We start from the raw sequence: 16,617 nt of genomic DNA on the forward strand, positions 1-16,617 counted from the left end.
CGTGACGACCACGGGCACCTCATGGGGACACCTCCCCATCGACGGCGTTCGTGGGCCGATGGTTGAGTACTGCCATCGACAACGGGACGACGTCCACGCAGGGTGGGGGTCGAGACACAGAAGGAGAACACCATGGCTGGTGGCATGTGGGGCGCGAACGTCGAGGAGCTCCGTGGGCTCGGTCAGACGCTGCAGCAGAAGGCGGACGAGATCCGGACGACGATGCAGAACCTGAACTCCCAGATCCAGAGCGTGCCGTGGGAGGGCCCCGACGCCCAGCAGTTCAAGGGCAGCGACTGGCCGGCCGCGCAGACGCAGCTCAACAACGTCGCGCAGACGCTGACGGACGCGGGCCAGAAGGCCACGCAGAACGCGCAGCAGCAGGAGCAGGCTTCGAACAGCTGATCCGGCTGAGCTCCGCCGAGGGCGCGGGACCCCGAGAGGGTCCCGCGCCCTCGGCGTGTCCGGGACCGGCCCCGGGTGCGAGACTGCTGACGCGCCCCGCGGCGCCCACCCCGACGAGAGGACCTGACGCATGACCGAGCTGCGCTACCCGAGCGACGACTTCCCCGCGCCGGTGGGGGTGCGCGTCGTCGCGCCGGAGCGGTGGGTCCCGCTCCCGCACGTCGGCCTGCCGCTCGCGCTCGGCCGCGAGGTCGACCCGGGGGAGTTCAACCCGAACGTCATCGTCACGGTGTCGCGGATCCGGGCGGAGCAGACGCTCGACGACGCGCACGCCGAGGTCCTCCGCAAGCTCCGGCCGATGCCGCGCCTGCGCGAGCTCGACGGCGGCGAGGTGGACGTCGACGGCCTGCCGGGGCGCTGGCTGGAGGCGTCGTTCAAGGGCGGCGGGGGGACGGTCCTCGTGCAGGCGGTGCGCACGGTCGTGGTCCCGCGCGGCCCCGTGGCCGACCTCGTGCAGACGACGGGGACGTGCACGCTGACGCAGCACCCGTGGGCCGCGGGGGAGATCCGCGCGGTCCAGGAGAGCCTCCGCGTCGACCGCTGACCCCCGGCGTTACATTCGCCCGGACCGCAAGACGGGGTATCCAGCAGGCGAGACCGGTGTCAGGCTGGTCACGGAGGAGAGGGTCCGAGTGAGGCAACCCTCACCCCAGTCGTACAATCGAGAGGTCTCCTGCGGCCGGTACCCACCGGTCGACGCGGAACGGCCCGTCGGCCGCGCGGGAGAGACCCCCGTCCTCGACCGGAAGGCGCCCTGTCCTGTGAGCAGCATCCGTCCACTGCGCGTCGCGATCGTCGGCGCTGGTCCCGCCGGGATCTACGCCGCGGACATCCTGTCCAAGACCGACCTCGACGTGAGCATCGACCTGTTCGAGCGCCTGCCCGCGCCGTTCGGCCTCGTGCGCTACGGCGTCGCGCCGGACCACCCGCGCATCAAGCAGATCATCGTGGCGCTCCACAAGGTGCTGAGCCGCGGCGACATCCGCCTGCTCGCGAACGTGGACTACGGCGTCGACCTCAAGCTGGACGACCTGCGCCAGTACTACGACGCGGTGATCTTCTCGACCGGCTCCATCCGCGACGCGGCGCTCCCGATCGAGGGCATCGACCTCCCGGGCTCCTACGGCGCGGCCGACTTCGTGTCCTGGTACGACGGCCACCCCGACGTCCCGCGCACGTGGCCGCTCGAGGCCCAGCAGGTCGCGGTCCTCGGCGCGGGGAACGTCGCGCTCGACGTCGCGCGCGTCCTGGCGAAGCACGCCGACGACCTGCTCCCGACCGAGGTCCCGCAGAACGTCTACGAGGCGCTCAAGGCCTCGCCCGTCACCGACGTGCACGTCTTCGCCCGCCGTGGTCCGGCGCAGGCCAAGTTCTCGCCGCTCGAGCTGCGGGAGCTCGGCCACGTCCCGGACGTCGACGTCGTCGTCTACCCGGAGGACTTCGAGTTCGACGAGGGCTCGATGGCCGCCATCAGCTCCTCGAACCAGACGAAGCAGGTCGTCAAGACCCTCACCGACTGGACGCTCAAGGACCCGAGCCAGAACACGGCGTCGCGGCGCCTGCACCTGCACTTCCTCCACGCGCCGACGGCGGTCCTCGGCGACGGCAAGGTCGAGGCGCTGCGGACCGAGCGCACGCGCCTCAACGGCGACGGCACGGTCTCCGGCACGGGCGAGTTCCACGAGTGGCCCGTCCAGGCCGTGTACCGCGCGGTCGGCTACTTCGGCTCGCCGCTCCCGGAGATCCCCTTCGACGAGCTCAAGGGCGTCATCCCCAACCGCGAGGGCCGCGTCGTCGACATCGACGGCGAGCACCTCCCCGGCGTCTACGCGACGGGCTGGATCAAGCGCGGCCCCGTGGGCCTCATCGGGCACACGAAGTCCGACGCGTCCGAGACCGTCCGGCACCTCGTCGAGGACGTCACGGGCGCGGGCGACGGCGGCGACGTCGCGACGGCCGACCTCACGGCGGGCCGGGTCGCTCCGCTCGGCGAGCCCGAGGCCGTCCTGGACTTCCTGCGCGAGCGCGGCGTGGACCCGATCGAGTGGTCCGGCTGGGAGCTCCTCGACGCGTACGAGCGCTCGCTCGGCGAGCCGCACGGGCGCGAGCGCATCAAGGTCGTCCCGCGCGAGGACATGATCCGCGTCGCGCGCGGCCAGTCGCAGGCCGGCTGACCGGCCCCCTGCCGCACGTCCGACGGCGCCCCACCCGCACCGGGTGGGGCGCCGTCGTCGTCCCGGGGGTGGTCCCGGGCCTCCCTCGCCGCGGGTGCCCGACGCCGTCGCCCCGCCCGGGAACGGGACGGTCGCCTCGGGCGTTCATCCAGGTGGGCGTCGGCAGGGTCGGCGCCCGTCGGGCGCCCGGCACTCCGCGCGGGGCCCCCGGGGCGCGGAAGGGAGCACAGCGTGGGGCGTCAGCACTTCAACGGTCTCAAGACGGCAGGCCTGTTCGGCGTCATGTGGGCCATCGTCCTGGGCCTGTGGGCCCTGTTCGGCGCGCGCGCGAACCTGCTGTGGCTGTTCGTCGGCATCGGCCTCGTCACGACGTTCTACGGCTACTGGAACTCCGACAAGATCGCGATCCGCGCGATGCACGCGCGCCCGGTGAGCGAGCTCGAGCAGCCCGCCATGTACCGGATCGTGCGCGAGCTCTCCACGGAGGCGCGCCAGCCGATGCCGCGCCTGTACGTGTCGCCCACCCAGGCGCCCAACGCGTTCGCGACGGGTCGCAACCCGAAGAACGCGGCCGTGTGCTGCACGGAGGGCATCCTGCGCCTCCTCGACGAGCGTGAGCTGCGCGGCGTCCTCGGGCACGAGCTCATGCACGTGTACAACCGCGACATCCTCACGTCGTCGGTCGCGGGCGCGCTCGCCGGGGTCATCACGTCGCTCGCGCAGTTCCTGCTGATCTTCGGCGGCGACCGCGACCGGGGCGGCAACCCGCTGGCGGCGATCGCCATGGTGGTCCTCGCGCCGATCGCGGCGATGCTCGTGCAGCTCGCCATCTCGCGCACGCGCGAGTACGACGCGGACGAGGACGGCGCGAAGCTCACCGGCGACCCCCTCGCGCTCGCGTCCGCGCTGCGCAAGCTCGACGCCGGGACGCAGCGCGCGCCCCTGCCGCAGAACCGCGACCTCGTCGACGTCTCGCACCTGATGATCGCCAACCCCTTCCGCGGTGCGGGCGTCGGCAAGATGTTCGCGACGCACCCGCCGATGGCGGAGCGCATCAAGCGGCTCGAGGCGATGGCCGGCCACGGCCCGGGCTACGGCGGCATCACCTACCACTGACCGACGCGCCGCGGGGGACGGCGACGCCCACGCGGTGGTTCCGCGTCAGCCCGGGGAGGGTGCACGTCGGGAGTGCGGGGTGCGGAGCGCGGTGACCGCGCTCAGCGGGTCGACGACGCCCTCCCGGGCGCATGGCGCAGGGCGTCGACGGCGTCGAGCAGGACGCGCGCGACGCCGTCGTCGTCGTTCGAGGCCGTGCCGTCGGTCGCCGCCGCGAGCACGTCGGGGTGCGCGTTCGCGACGGCGAACGAGCGCCCCGCCCAGCGCAGCATCGGCAGGTCGTTGGGCATGTCGCCGAACGCCCAGACGTCGGCGGCGTCGACGCCGAGGCGTGCGCACCAGCGCGCGAGCGCGGCGTCCTTGGTGACCGTGGGGGCGAGCAGCTCCGCGAGCCCCGCCGCGCCGGAGTAGGCGAGGTGGGCGCGGTCCCCGACGGCGTCGCGCACGCGCGCGAAGAACGACTCCTGCGCCGTCGTCTGGCCCTCCGCGACGACGACCGGTTGCGTCGCGGGGGCGTCCTCGACGGGGACGGCGGGGTCGCGCGCGAGGATCTTGCCGACGGGCTGCCTCGCCGCGTCGCCCGACGCGGCGCCGGGGTCGAGCGTCGTCTCGACCACGGCGACGACGTCGGCGTCGTCGTCCGGGGTGGAGCGGAAGCCCGGGTCGAACGTGGGCCCGTCGACGCGCTCGAACGCGAGCGCGACCCCCGGGACGGCGGCTCGCAGGGCCGCGACGAGCGCTGCCGCCTCGTCGTCGGCGAAACCGACCACGTCGAGCGGGCTCGCGGTCGCGAGGTCCCAGACGGCGGCCCCGCCGAGGCAGATGACGTGCCCGTGCCCGCCCACGACGTCGACCAGCGCGTCGAGCCAGCGCGGCGGCCGGGCGGTGACGAACACCACCTCGACGCCCGCGCGCTCGGCCGCGAGCAGCGCGGAGCGGGTGCGCGCCGAGACGGTGCCGTCGGAGCGCAGGAGCGTGCCGTCGAGGTCCGTGGCGACGACGCGCGGGAGCCCGCTCGACGACGCGGCGGGACGGCCCGGCGCGACCGGGCGCGGGCCGCCGTCGGGCAGGATCACGGCGAGCTACCGGTAGTTGACGAACTGCAGCGCGACGTCGAGGTCGGCGCCCTTGAGCAGCGCGATGACGGCCTGGAGGTCGTCGCGCGACTTGCTCGTCACACGTACCTCGTCGCCCGTGATCTGGGTCTTCACGGCCTTGGGGCCCTCGTCGCGGATGATCTTGGTGATCTTCTTCGCGTTCTCGCTCGACAGGCCCTCCTTGAGGGTCGCGACGAGGCGGTACTCCTTGCCCGACGCCTTGGGCTCCTTGTCGCCCGTGTCGAGGGACTTGAGCGAGATGCCGCGCTTGATGAGCTTGGTCTCGAACACGTCGAGGATCGCGAGCACGCGCTCGGCCGAGTTGGCGACCATGACGATGGTCTCGCCGCTCCAGGCGATGGACGCGCCGACGTTGCGGAAGTCGTAGCGCTGCGAGACCTCCTTGGCGGCCTGGTTCAGCGCGTTGTCGACCTCCTGGCGGTCGACCTTGCTGACGATGTCGAACGACGAGTCGGCCATGGGTGGTCCTCTCTCGGGCCGGGAAGGGTGCTGGGTCCCACCGTAGTCGAGCAGGCTCAGGGACGGGCTGCGAGGCGCGTCGCCCGGGCGGTGCGCAGGCCGTCGACCGAGAGCACGACGAGCGCGAGCCAGACGAGCCCGAAGCCCGCCCAGCGCGTCGGCGACATGGGCTCGTGGAACACGAGCAGGCCGAACAGGAACTGGAGCGCCGGGCCCAGGTACTGCAGGAGCCCGACGACGCTGAGCGGCAGCCGCCGGGCGGCCGCGCTGAACAGCAGCAGCGGCAGGGCCGTGACGATCCCCGCGGAGGCGAGCAGCAGCGCGTGGCCCACGCCCTCGGTGCCGAACGTGCCGGCTCCCGTGGCGCCCAGCCACACCAGGTACCCGAGCGCGACGGGTGTGAGCACCGCCGTCTCGACGGCGAGCCCCGGGAGCGCCTCGACGGTGCGGCCCACGCGGTTCTTCACCAGGCCGTAGAGGCCGAACGAGCCCGCGAGGACGAGCGCGATCCACGGCAGCCCGTCGGCGCCGGTGCTGATGACGACGACGGCGGCCCCGCCGACGCCGACCGCGACCCACTGCGCGGGCCGCAGCCGCTCGCGCAGCACGGCGACGGCGAGGAGCACGGTGACGAGCGGGTTGATGAAGTACCCGAGCGCGGCGTCGAGCACGTGGCCCGAGAGGACGCCGTACACGTAGACCGTCCAGTTCGTCACGATGAGGACGGCGGCGACGGCGAGCGTCCCGAGCGTGCGGGGCGACCGGAGGGCGGCGACGAAGCCGCCGAGCTGGCGCGTCGCGGCGAGCAGGACGAGGCAGAAGAGCAGGCTCCACACGACGCGGTGCGCGATGATCTCCAGCGGTGCCGCGGGCTCCAGGAGCGGGAAGTACAAGGGCATCGCGCCCCAGAGGAAGAACGCGCCGGCACCGAGCAGCAGGCCCCAGCGGTCGGTCGGGGCGGGCGCGCCGCGGCCGGCGCCCGACGGCGCGGGCGGGGCGGAGACGGACGGCGCGGCAGGAGCGGACGGCGCGTCGGGGGGCACGGGCGTCCCGGTGCCGGGGAGGTGGTCCGGCGCGGGGGAGGGGTGGGTCACCGCACCACTGTACGGAGGGGCGCCCACACGCGGATTTCGCACCTGGTCCGGTCGGGCTGTATCGTTGGCTCGCCCGCACGGCAGGGGCTGCACCTGGTGCAGCGTCCTGGCGAGCGACAACTCCACACGGCAGGTTGCCCGAGCGGCCAAAGGGATCTGACTGTAAATCAGACGGCTCAGCCTTCGGGGGTTCGAATCCCTCACCTGCCACCGGAGCGACGGGGCGTCACCCACGGGTGGCGCCCCGTCGTCGTGCCGGTCCGGTGCGTGGGGAGTGCCCGCGAGGGCGTCGTCGGGCGCGGTCCGACGGCCCGGAAACGGCGGAACGACGCCGATTTCTCTCGGCGCCGTGTTCCGTGTAGAGTTTTCCGCGCTGCCCCGATAGCTCAGTCGGCAGAGCGTCTCCATGGTAAGGAGAAGGTCAAGGGTTCGATTCCCTTTCGGGGCTCTGTGGTGACGCGGGGTCGTCTTGCTGGAATACTGCAAGGCGACCTCGCGTTCAGTCACGCGGCGGGGTAGCTCAGATGGTTAGAGCGCACGACTCATAATCGTGAGGTCGCGGGTTCGATCCCCGCCTCCGCTACCACTTTCGACAACCTCGCACGGCGGCCGGCGTCGTGCGACCTGCACAGCACATGCGCCCTCCGGAGGCGCGAGAGGTGGCTCACTACCGTGGCAAGCAAGAGCGCTGACGTTCGCCCCAAGATCACGCTGGCCTGCGTGGACTGCAAGGAGCGCAACTACATCACGAAGAAGAACCGTCGCAACGACCCGGACCGCCTGGAGCTCGCGAAGTTCTGCCCGCGCTGCGGCAAGCACACCGCGCACCGCGAGACCCGCTGAGCCTCCGGCTCCGCACCCGCGACCCGCAGTGAGCGTCAACCTGGCCTACGTCGGCCGCGAGTACCCCGCGAACGCGCCGTACTCGGTGGGGCGCGAGAAGCTGCGCGAGTTCGCGGGCGCCGTCGGCGCCACCCACCCCGTGCACCACGACCTCGTGGCGGCGCGGGGTGCTGGCTATCCGGACCTCGTCGCACCTCCGACCTTCGCGGTCGTCGTCGCCCAGCGGGCGGAGGGGCAGCTCATCGAGGACCCGGAGGCGGGCATCGACTTCTCGCGCGTCGTCCACGCCGACGAGCGCTTCACGCACCACCGGCCGATCGTCGCGGGCGACGAGCTCGTCACCGTGCTGCACGTGGACTCGATCGTCGAGCGAGCCGGCCTCGCGATGGTCACCACGCGCTGCGAGATCGCCGCGACCCTGGCCGACGGCGGCACCGAGCCGGTCGCGACCGTCACCTCGACGCTCGCCGTCCGCGGGGAGGGCGCATGAGCACCGACGACACCCGTCCCGTCCTCGCGGACCTGACGGTCGGCGACGTGGTCGGCACGCGCACGGTCGAGGTCGACCGCGCCCGCCTCGTGCGGTACGCCGGCGCGAGCGGCGACTTCAACCCCATCCACTGGAACGACGCGTTCGCGGCCGAGGTCGGCCTGCCGGGCGTCATCGCGCACGGCATGTTCACCATGGGTGCCGCCGTCGCGCTGGTGGAGGACTGGGCCGGGGACCCGGGTGCGGTCGTCGACTACCAGACCCGGTTCACGCGGCCTGTGCCCGTGCCCAACCCGGGTGTCGCGACGCTCGAGGTCACGGGGACCGTCGGCGCGATCGACGCCGAGGCGGGCACCGTCCGCGTCGACCTCACGGTGACGTTCGAGGGTGCGCGCGTGCTCGGCAAGACCCAGGCGGTCGTCCGCCTCTGACCCGTGGTCGCCCCGGGCGACCACGTGCTCCTGACGCCACGAGGGCGCCGCACCCGGCCGGGTGCGGCGCCCTCGTCGTCGTCGGCCGCGACTCCCCGGCCGAGCCGGGCCGAGGGCTTCGGCACCTTCGGCGCGTGTCGCGGGCAGACGACGGGCAGGCGGCGGGCAGGCGACGGGCCGAGCCTCCGCGCTGCCAGCGCGCCACCCTCTTCCGTCGTGAGAGCGCTCCCACTAGGGTGGGTCGCGCCACTCACGACGTCGAAGGAGACGCTCATGACCCAGCACGGCGGCCGCTCTGGACGGCCCGACCTCCCCGCGCACGACCCCGGTCCCGCTCGTGGCGTCGACCGACGCACCGTCCTCGCCCTCGGCGGCGCGCTCGCGCTCGCGGGGCTGACGGCCGCCCCGGCCGCGGCGACGAGCACCGGTCCGCTGCCCGCCGCGAGTGCTCTCGGGCGGGGTGGGCGCGGCGGCCCGTCCCGCGACCGGGTGGCGTCGGTCCGGCGCGCGCACGACTTCCTGACGGCGGCGACGGACGCGTACCCGGCCGAGAACCCCGGTCCCCGCCTCGCGCAGTCCTACGCCGACCAGCTCGGGCTGTTCTCGACGGCGTTCGTCTACGACAACGCCCTCGCGATACTCGCGACGCTCACCGCAGGGCGCCGCCACCTCGACCGAGCCCGGGCGCTCGGCGACGGGCTCGTGTTCGCGCTCGAGCACGACCCCGACCACGACGACGGCCGGCTCCGGCAGGCGTACAACGTCGGGCCCTACACCTTCTACGACGGCACGCCGCAGGAGCACGGGCTCGTGCTCCCCGACGGCACGGCGAACGTCGGGTGGCAGTTCGGGTTCCTCGGGACGGCGGTCGGGGACATGGCCTGGCCGGGCATCGCGCTGCTGCACCTGCACGCGGCGACGCGTGACCGGCGCTACCTGGACGCCGCCCGGAGGATCGGCGAGTGGATCGTCGCGAACACGTGGTCGCAGGCGCCCCTCGGCGGTTTCTCGTTCGGCGTGGACGGCGCGAACACCCCGGTCCCCAACGGCTCGACCGAGCACAACGTCGACTGCGTCGCGTTCTTCCGCCAGCTCGGGTCCGTGACGCGCGACCGGCGCTGGAGCCGTGCCGCCGAGCACGCGCGCGCGTTCGTCGACCGCATGTGGGAGCCCGACGGCGGCTACCTCTACACCGGCACGAACGACGGCACGGAGATCAACCGGGACCCGCTCCCGCTGGACCCGCAGACGTGGGGGTGGCTCGCGCTGCGCGAGCGGCGCTACGCCCGCGCGCTGGACTGGGCGGACGACGCGCTGGCGGCGCGCGACGTCGCGGGGGAGGGGGTGTCCCAGCTCCCGGCGGGCACGGTCGTCGAGGGCGTGACGTTCTCGAGCGCGAGCCTCACGTCGACCGCGTCGTACAACGGGCTGCCGGTGCACCAGCAGGGCGTGTGGCTCGAGGGGACGGCGCAGCTCGCGTCGGCGCTCGCGGACCGCGGGGCGCGCGGGCGGGGGAACCGCGACGACCGGCGGCGCGGTCGCCGAGGCTGCGAGCGGGACGACGACCGGGTCCGCGCCGAGGGCCTGCTGCGCGAGGTGCAGGGGGCGCAGGAGGCGGTCGGTGCCGGCCAGACGATCGGGGGTGCTCCGCTGCCCGAGCGTGCGGGCGTGGTCGCGGCGTCGAGCCTCCTCGACTCGGGCTTCGGGTTCGGGTACTTCCAGGTCCAGCACGTCGGGGCGACGTCCTGGTACCTGCTCGCCGCGGCCCGCGCGAACCCGTTGCAGCCGGGCCGGCTGGGCTGACGCGGGCGTCAGGTGGTGGGGGCGGGGCCCGTCGTCGTCCCCACCACCAGCTCGACGTCGAGCTCGACCGTGGTGGGCGCCTCGCCCGCGAGCTGGCGGATGACGGCCAGCCCCAGCTCCGCGCCCTTGCGGGCGAGCGGCTGGTGCACGCTCGTCAGCACGTCGGGGGCCAGCCACGGGAGGTCGAGCCCGTCGAAGCCCGCGACCGAGACGTCGTCGGGCACGCGCAGCCCGAGCTCGCGCGCGGCGAGCAGCGCGCCCGCCGCGAGGAGGTCGGAGTGGGCGATGACGGCGGTCGGCCGGGTCGCGGGATCGGCGGGCTCGGTCGTGCCGTCGGCCGCGGGGCCGCCGAGCAGGGCGAGCGTCGCGGAGCGGCCGTGCTCGACGAGCGAGGCCTCGGTCTCCCAGCTCGCGACGGGCTCGACGACGTCGCGCACGCCCGCGAGGCGGTTGGCCGTCGGGGTCCGGTCCACCTGGGCCAGCCGCGCGGCGTCGAGCGGTCCGCTGCGGTCCGAGGTGTCGAGGGGGAGCGAGACCTCGGCGATGCGCGTGTGCCCGAGCTCGACCAGGTGCCGCACGGCGTCCGCGGTGCCGACGCGGTCGTGGATGAGGACGAGCGGGGCGCCCTCGACGGGCCGGCCCTCGCCGACGACGACGGGAACGCCGCGCCGCTGGAGCGCGGCGAGCGTCGCGTCGTCCGTGCCGACCCCCCACACGAGCACCGCGACGTCCATGGCTGCGCTCTCGACGAGCGGGTCGACGGCGCGCGCGGGGTCGTCGGACGGGATGCCGGGGATGAGCAGCACGCCGAGGCCGTTCTCGCCGAGGGTCGAGACGAGGCCGTCGAGCACCTGGACGGCGACGGGGTCGCGGAACGCGCGGCGGAGCTGGTCGCCGACGACGACGCCGACGACTCCCGACCGGCCCGAGCGGAGCTGGCGGCCCAGCGGGTTCGGTCCCGTGTACCCGAGCTCCTTCGCCGCGTCGAGGACGCGCGCGCGGGTCTCCGGGGTGATCGGGCCGGCACCGGAGAACGCGAGCGACGCCGTCGAGACGGAGACCCCCGCGAGCTCGGCGACCTTGGCGAGCGTGGGCCGGTGAGCCGGCGCGGCGGACGCCGCGGGCTCCCGGTTCCCGGGGGTGTCGCTCATCACGCTCCCTGCCTCCCGCGTGCGCGGGATTCTCGATTGACGCGCGGCCAGCGTACCCGCACACTGGTGACCATGCCTCGAATCGATTCGAAGCGCACTCTCGTCCGTCGGATCGAATCGATTCGAGGAGGTGCTGCGCAGTTCTCGTCCGGCCCCGCGTCCGACGCCCGCGCCCTGGCCAGGGCCCGCTGGGTGCTCCTCGGGGTGTTCGCGCTCAACGGCGTCATGATGTCGAGCTGGCTCGCGCGCCTCCCGTCCGTGCGCGACGCGCTCGGCCTCGGCCCCGCGGACCTCGGCGTCGTGCTCCTCGCGGGTGCCGTCGGTGCGCTCCTCACGGTCACCGCGGCCGGGCCCTTCGTCACGCGGTTCGGCGGCCGGGTCGCGTTCGCCGTCTCGGCGGGCCTGTTCGGCGTCGCGTTCCTCCTGCTCGGGCTCGGTCCCGCCACCGGGTCGGTCGCGCTCCTCGCCGCGGGCATCTTCGTCAACGGCATGGCGTTCTCGCTCGGCAACGTGCCGATGAACGTGGAGAGCGCGGGCATCGAGCGTCGCGTCGGGCGCACGATCCTGCCCCAATTCCACGCCGCGTTCTCCGTCGGCGCCGTCGTGGGATCGCTGGTGGGCGCCGCGTGCGCGCACGCCGAGGTGCCCGTCGTCGTGCAGTTCGTCGCGACCGGGGTCGTGGCCACCGTGTGGCGGCTCGCCGCGATCCCCGCCACGGTCCACGACACGCTCCCTCTGCGGGCCCCCGCGCCCGGCACCGCCGCGCCGGACCCGGTCGACGCGCTCGGCGACGCCGTCGTCGACGTCGAGACGGCGGGTCTGCGCGCGCGCCTCGCCCGGCGCGGTGCCCGGCTCGGCGCCGCGCTGTCGGCGTGGCGCGAGCCCCGCACGCTGCTCATCGGGCTCGTCATCCTCTCGGCGGCGCTCTCGGAGGGCTCCGCCAACGACTGGCTGTCGCTCGCCGTCGTGGACGGGTTCGCGCAGACCGAGGCCGTCGGCGCCGTCGTGTTCGGCACGTTCGTCGCCGCCATGACCGTCATGCGTCTCGCGGGCACGCGCCTCATCGACCGGTTCGGCCGCGTCACCGTGCTGCGCGCGTCGGGCATCGCGTCGATCGCCGGGCTCGTGCTCTTCGGGTTCGCGCCGACGCTCCAGCTCGCGGGAGTCGGGGTCGTCCTGTGGGGCTTCGGGGCCGCCCTCGCGGTGCCCGTCGGGATCGCCGCGGCCTCCGACGAGCCGCTGCGGGCCGCGAGCCGGGTCTCGGTCGTCTCGGCGTTCTCCTCGATGGCGTCGCTCGCCGCGCCGCCGCTCCTCGGCCTCGCCGCCGAGGCGATGGGCGCGCGCCACGCGCTCGTCCTCATCGTCGCCGCGATGGTCCTCAGCGTCCTGCTGGCCCGGCAGGTCGCGCCCCTGGGCACCGCCGCCGCCCGCGCGGCGGGCCCGGTGCGTGGCACGGACGACGCCGCACCCGTCGCGGTGCAGGATGGTCCGGTGGACGTCCCGACCGGCGGCGCGCACGACACGTCCGAGGAGGGCACACCCCGTCCTCGGCGGTCCCGCCGACCGTGGCGGAGCGTCCGTGCCGGGACCCCCACCGCCCACCGGGCCGCGCGCGCCGCGTCCCGCCGCCCCCGCAACCGCCCGTCGCACCGCCGCGAGGAGACCTCCGCATGACCACCGCCCGTCCTGACCGCCGCGTCGTCGCCCTCGCGACGTGGGCTGTCTTCGCCGTCTTCTTCCTCAACGGCTTCAACTTCGCGACGTGGGCCTCCCGCCTGCCCGCGGTGCGGGACTCGCTCGGCTTCACCGAGGCGCAGATGGGTCTCCTGCTGCTCTTCATGGCCGTCGGGTCGCTGCTCGCGCTGCCCCTGTCCGGCATGGTCGTCCAGCGCCTCGGCGCCTCGAAGGCCGTCACGGTCTTCGCCGTCGCCAACGTCGTCGGGCTCGTCACCGCGGTCACGGGCGTCGCGACGGGGGAGGACGTCGTCGTGCGCGTCGGGCTGTTCCTCGCGGGGATCGGCACGGGCGTGTGGGACGCGGCGATGAACCTCGAGGGCGCCGCCGTCGAGCAGCGGCTCGGCAAGGCGATCATGCCGCGCTTCCACGCCGGGTTCTCGTTTGGCACCATGGCCGGCGCCGGCGTCGGCGCGCTCATGGCCGCGTTCCACGTGCCGGTCCAGGCGCACCTCACCGCCGCCGTCGTGCTGAGCCTCGTCGGGGTCCTGTGGTGCGTGCGGTTCTTCCTCCCGGCGGGCCAGGTGGACCACGCGGTCGCCGACTCCGTCGAGGACGCGACCGGCGCCGACCCCGCCGCCGCGGCCGGGAGCGGGTCGTCGCACGGCGGGGGCAAGGACGCGCGCGGGGCCCTCAGCGCGTGGACCGAGCCGCGCACGCTCCTCATCGGCCTCGTCGTGCTCGCCGCCGCGCTCACCGAGGGCGCGGCGAACGACTGGGTGAGCCTCGCCGTCGTCGACGGCTTCGGCACGTCCGACGCGATGGGTGCCGTCGGCCTCGCCGTCTTCCTCACCGCCATGACCGGGATGCGCCTGCTCGGGACCGGGCTGCTCGACCGCTACGGCCGCGTCGCCGTCCTGCGCCTCGGTGCGGGGCTCGCGCTGCTGGGCCTGCTCGTGTTCACGCTGTCCCCGAACCTCTGGGTCGCGCTCGTCGGCGTCGTCGCGTGGGGCATGGGCGCCGCGCTCGGGTTCCCCGTGGGGATGAGCGCCGCGTCCGACGACCCGGCGCGCGCCGCGGTGCGCGTCAGCGTCGTCGCGACCATCGGGTACTCCGCGTTCTTCATGGGCCCGCCGCTCATCGGCTTCCTCGCCGAGCACGTCGGCTACCGCGGTGCGCTCCTCGTGATCGCGGTGCCCGTCGTCGTCGGCCTGCTCGTCGTCGGCGCGACCCGCCCGCTCCCCACGGCCGCGGGCACCGCGGGCCGGCAGGCCACGCAGCGCGCCGACCGCGCCGGGCGCGCCGACTGAGGGGCGCCCGGCCCGCCGGGCGGCGCCCGGTCGACCGGCGTTCTCGCTCGGCGCAGCGGGCGAGCGCGGGAGGCGCGGCCCGGCCCGGGGAACCCGAACTACGCTGGACGCGTGACCTGTGAACCCGCCGCCCCCGTGGACCGTGACCTGCCCGAGATCGTCGGGACCGCCCCGGGGCTGCGCCCCGAGGCCGTCGGGACGCCGTCGCTCGCCGAGCTGACGACGCTGCGCGTGGGCGGCCCGGCGGACCGCTACCTCGAGGCGCACAGCGAGGCCGAGCTGCTGGAGATCGTCCGGGCCGCCGACGAGGCGGGGGAGCCGCTCCTCGTCGTCGGAGGAGGCTCGAACCTGCTCGTGGGCGACGAGGGGTTCGGCGGTGTCGTCGTGCGCGACCTGCGGCGCGGGATCACCGTCGACGCGGAGGACTCGTGCGGGGGCGCGAGCTTTCACGCCCCGGCGGGCCAGGACTGGGACGAGCTCGTGGCACGCGCGGTCGCGGAGGAGTGGGTCGGGGTCGAGGCGCTGTCGGGCATCCCCGGCACCGTGGGCGCGGCGCCGGTCCAGAACATCGGCGCGTACGGGCAGGACGTCGCGGGCGTGATCTCGACGGTCCGGGTCTGGGACCGCGCGCGCTCGCGCGTGCGCACGCTCGCCCTGGGCGAGCTCGCGTTCGGGTACCGGACGTCGCTGCTCAAGCGCAGCATGCACGTGGACGCCGGCGCCGGGTCGGACGACGACGGCCCCTGGTACCCGTCACCGCGCTACGTGGTGCTGGACGTCGGCTTCCAGGCGCGGCTGGGTTCGCTGTCGGCGCCGGTCGCGTACCCCGAGCTCGCCCGCACGCTGGACGTCCAGGTCGGGGACCGCGCACCGAGCGCCGACGTGCGCGCCGCGGTGCTCGCCCTGCGTGCGCGCAAGGGCATGCTGCTCGACGGCGTCGGCCCCGACGTCGACCCCGCGGCGGGGCCCGACCACGACCGCTGGAGCGCGGGGTCGTTCTTCACCAACCCCGTCGTCCCGGCCGAGCAGGCGGACCTGCTCCCGGCCGAGGCCCCGCGGTACCCGGTCCGGACGGCGACCCCGACCCGGACCACCGGCCCGAGCCTGGGCGAGATCGACCCGACGCTCGTGAAGACGTCGGCCGCGTGGCTCATCGAGCACGCGGGCTTCACCAAGGGTTTCGGCGTGCACGGCCCGTCGAGCCTCGCGCGGCTGTCCACGAAGCACACCCTCGCACTGACGAACCGTGGCGGGGCGAGCGCGGAGGACGTCGTCGAGCTCGCACGCGCGGTGCGCGACGGCGTCGTCGAGGCGTTCGGCGTCGAGCTCGTGCCGGAGCCGGTGCTCGTGGGCGTCGCGCTCTGACCCGCCCCCCGCTGAGTGCCTGATCTCGTCGCGTCCTGACCCTGCCGACGCGACGAGATCAGGCACTCAGCGGAAGGGGGCCGGGCTCAGTAGACGAGGACCGTCGTGCCGGGGTCGGCGCGCCAGGTGTCCCAGAGCCAGTTCATCGCCGAGTTCGCGACGCGGACGCACCCGTGCGACGCGGGCCACGGCGGGATCGACCCCGACCCGTGCACCGCGATCCCCCCGGTGAAGAACTTGGGGCGCCACATGTCGCCGAGCTCGAGGCTCGACGAGTGGTTCCCGTCGACCTGCCGGCCCACCTGGAACGTGCCGCGCGGCGTGCTGGCGCGGTAGGTGCGCCCCTTCGCCTCGTACGACTCCCCGTTCCCCGAGGACGCGTTGACCACCGTGACCACGCGACCGTCCTCGACGGCGAGCAGGAGCTGGCGGTCGAGGTCGATCTCGACGACCTTGCCCGACCCGCTGCGCGGCTGCGGCGTGACGCCCTCGTCGAGCGCGGCCTGGGTCGCGGGCCCGACGACGCCGTCGCGCGAGAGGCCCGCCGCCTTCTGCAGGGCCCACACGGCCTGCTGGGTGCCGCCGCCGAAGTCGCCGTCCGGTGCGCCGATGAAGTAGCCGAGGTCGGCCAGGCGCTGCTGGAGCGCGACGACGCGCTCGCCGGTCGCCCCGCGCGCCAGCTCGACCGGCTCCGGCGGTGCCTCGGGCGTCGGCTCCGGCGCCGGCTCGGCGGCGGGCGGCGGCGTGCTCGGCTCGGGCGTCTCCGTGGGCGTCGGCTCGGGCTCGGGCGTCTCGGTGGGGGTGGGCTCCGGCGCCGTGGTCGGCGCGGACGGGCTCGGGCTCGTCGGCTCCGGCGACGCGGGGCTCTCCGAGGCTGACGGCGTCCGCCCGGGCTCCATGTCGGGCAGGCCCGCCTGGCAGCCCGCGAGGGCCAGCGCGGCGGCGAGCGCGGGCACGACGGCGCGCGCGACCACCCGCCGGGCGGGCCCGCGACGACGAGCTGCCGCAGCCGGTCGCGTCCCGGGCGCGGTCGCCACCGTGGTCGCCACCGCGGTCGCCACCGCGGTCGAGCGGACGGTTCGCTGCTCCACCTGGTCCCCCTTCGTCTGGCGCGGCGTCGCCGC

The 16,617-nt window shown here is 74.8% G+C and carries 16 protein-coding genes and 3 tRNA genes; 14 read left to right on the forward strand and 5 right to left on the reverse strand.

Translation table 11 applies throughout. The features are described from left to right. Positions 1 to 132 precede the first annotated feature (132 nt). The 4 genes from AC3WT4_RS08495 to htpX all read left to right on the forward strand — a co-directional run bounded on the left by AC3WT4_RS08495 (position 133) and on the right by htpX (position 3,755). Entirely contained in the window at positions 133 to 405 is a 273-nt protein-coding gene (locus tag AC3WT4_RS08495; protein ID WP_021482523.1) for a WXG100 family type VII secretion target, read from the forward strand. 130 nt (positions 406 to 535) lie between these two features. Next, positions 536 to 1,009 carry an LpqN/LpqT family lipoprotein gene (locus AC3WT4_RS08500; protein ID WP_209827099.1) on the forward strand — a complete coding sequence of 158 codons (474 nt, stop codon included), beginning with the start codon at positions 536 to 538 and terminating at the stop codon, positions 1,007 to 1,009. A 217-nt stretch (positions 1,010 to 1,226) separates the two neighbouring features. Next, entirely contained in the window at positions 1,227 to 2,639 is a 1,413-nt protein-coding gene (locus AC3WT4_RS08505) for an FAD-dependent oxidoreductase (protein ID WP_492315234.1), read from the forward strand. A gap of 231 nt (positions 2,640 to 2,870) precedes the next feature. Further along, positions 2,871 to 3,755: a zinc metalloprotease HtpX gene (htpX, locus tag AC3WT4_RS08510; RefSeq protein ID WP_074808849.1), complete on the forward strand. Its 885-nt coding sequence runs from the start codon at positions 2,871 to 2,873 to the stop codon at positions 3,753 to 3,755. A gap of 101 nt (positions 3,756 to 3,856) precedes the next feature. Here the strand turns inward: htpX and AC3WT4_RS08515 are convergent, their stop codons facing one another. From AC3WT4_RS08515 to rarD, 3 genes are read right to left on the reverse strand one after another with little or no spacing between them, the layout of a single operon-like run. Then, positions 3,857 to 4,825 (reverse strand): HAD family hydrolase, encoded by a 969-nt coding sequence (locus AC3WT4_RS08515; protein WP_492315307.1) that lies wholly within the window; start codon positions 4,823 to 4,825, stop codon positions 3,857 to 3,859. Positions 4,826 to 4,837: 12 nt separating this feature from the next. Continuing rightward, entirely contained in the window at positions 4,838 to 5,332 is a 495-nt protein-coding gene (locus AC3WT4_RS08520; RefSeq protein ID WP_074808851.1) for a YajQ family cyclic di-GMP-binding protein, read from the reverse strand. Positions 5,333 to 5,388: 56 nt separating this feature from the next. Next, a complete protein-coding gene (gene rarD / locus AC3WT4_RS08525; RefSeq protein WP_492315235.1) occupies positions 5,389 to 6,426 on the reverse strand; it encodes an EamA family transporter RarD in 1,038 nt (345 codons plus the stop codon). A gap of 128 nt (positions 6,427 to 6,554) precedes the next feature. On the opposite strand from rarD, the gene AC3WT4_RS08530 reads away from it, so the two are divergent. The 7 genes from AC3WT4_RS08530 (at position 6,555) to AC3WT4_RS08560 (ending at position 9,993) form a co-directional block, all read left to right on the forward strand. Next, positions 6,555 to 6,636 (forward strand) — tRNA-Tyr (locus AC3WT4_RS08530). Between the two features lie 165 nt (positions 6,637 to 6,801). Beyond that, a tRNA-Thr gene (locus tag AC3WT4_RS08535) sits at positions 6,802 to 6,874 on the forward strand. A 61-nt stretch (positions 6,875 to 6,935) separates the two neighbouring features. After that, positions 6,936 to 7,012 (forward strand) — tRNA-Met (locus tag AC3WT4_RS08540). Between the two features lie 86 nt (positions 7,013 to 7,098). Then, on the forward strand, positions 7,099 to 7,269 hold the full coding sequence (rpmG, locus tag AC3WT4_RS08545) for a 50S ribosomal protein L33 (protein ID WP_021482899.1): 171 nt from the start codon (positions 7,099 to 7,101) through the stop codon (positions 7,267 to 7,269). Positions 7,270 to 7,297: 28 nt separating this feature from the next. Further along, complete coding sequence (locus AC3WT4_RS08550; protein ID WP_074808854.1) at positions 7,298 to 7,759, forward strand: FAS1-like dehydratase domain-containing protein; 462 nt, start codon at positions 7,298 to 7,300, stop codon at positions 7,757 to 7,759. Further along, positions 7,756 to 8,190 carry a MaoC family dehydratase gene (locus tag AC3WT4_RS08555; RefSeq protein WP_257417554.1) on the forward strand — a complete coding sequence of 145 codons (435 nt, stop codon included), beginning with the start codon at positions 7,756 to 7,758 and terminating at the stop codon, positions 8,188 to 8,190. Before AC3WT4_RS08550 ends, AC3WT4_RS08555 begins: the two co-directional genes overlap by 4 nt. Before the next feature lie 273 nt (positions 8,191 to 8,463). After that, complete coding sequence (locus tag AC3WT4_RS08560; RefSeq protein WP_492315236.1) at positions 8,464 to 9,993, forward strand: Tat pathway signal sequence domain protein; 1,530 nt, start codon at positions 8,464 to 8,466, stop codon at positions 9,991 to 9,993. An 8-nt stretch (positions 9,994 to 10,001) separates the two neighbouring features. Here the strand turns inward: AC3WT4_RS08560 and AC3WT4_RS08565 are convergent, their stop codons facing one another. Then, on the reverse strand, positions 10,002 to 11,144 hold the full coding sequence (locus AC3WT4_RS08565; protein ID WP_492315237.1) for a LacI family DNA-binding transcriptional regulator: 1,143 nt from the start codon (positions 11,142 to 11,144) through the stop codon (positions 10,002 to 10,004). Between the two features lie 72 nt (positions 11,145 to 11,216). On the opposite strand from AC3WT4_RS08565, the gene AC3WT4_RS08570 reads away from it, so the two are divergent. The 3 genes from AC3WT4_RS08570 (at position 11,217) to AC3WT4_RS08580 (ending at position 15,493) form a co-directional block, all read left to right on the forward strand. After that, the gene (locus tag AC3WT4_RS08570) at positions 11,217 to 12,818 is read left to right on the forward strand and encodes an MFS transporter (protein ID WP_492315238.1); all 1,602 of its coding nucleotides are present in this window, start codon (positions 11,217 to 11,219) and stop codon (positions 12,816 to 12,818) included. Further along, positions 12,815 to 14,128 (forward strand): MFS transporter, encoded by a 1,314-nt coding sequence (locus AC3WT4_RS08575; RefSeq protein ID WP_492315239.1) that lies wholly within the window; start codon positions 12,815 to 12,817, stop codon positions 14,126 to 14,128. The genes AC3WT4_RS08570 and AC3WT4_RS08575 overlap by 4 nt, the downstream gene beginning before the upstream one ends. A 147-nt stretch (positions 14,129 to 14,275) precedes the next feature. After that, entirely contained in the window at positions 14,276 to 15,493 is a 1,218-nt protein-coding gene (locus AC3WT4_RS08580) for a UDP-N-acetylmuramate dehydrogenase (protein WP_400111082.1), read from the forward strand. Positions 15,494 to 15,579: 86 nt separating this feature from the next. On the opposite strand, the gene AC3WT4_RS08585 is transcribed toward AC3WT4_RS08580, so the two are convergent. After that, positions 15,580 to 16,584 carry a L,D-transpeptidase family protein gene (locus AC3WT4_RS08585; RefSeq protein ID WP_286185976.1) on the reverse strand — a complete coding sequence of 335 codons (1,005 nt, stop codon included), beginning with the start codon at positions 16,582 to 16,584 and terminating at the stop codon, positions 15,580 to 15,582. Positions 16,585 to 16,617 lie beyond the last annotated feature (33 nt).

The sequence above is a fragment of the Cellulosimicrobium sp. EB106-03-01-XG111 genome, from assembly GCF_058792115.1.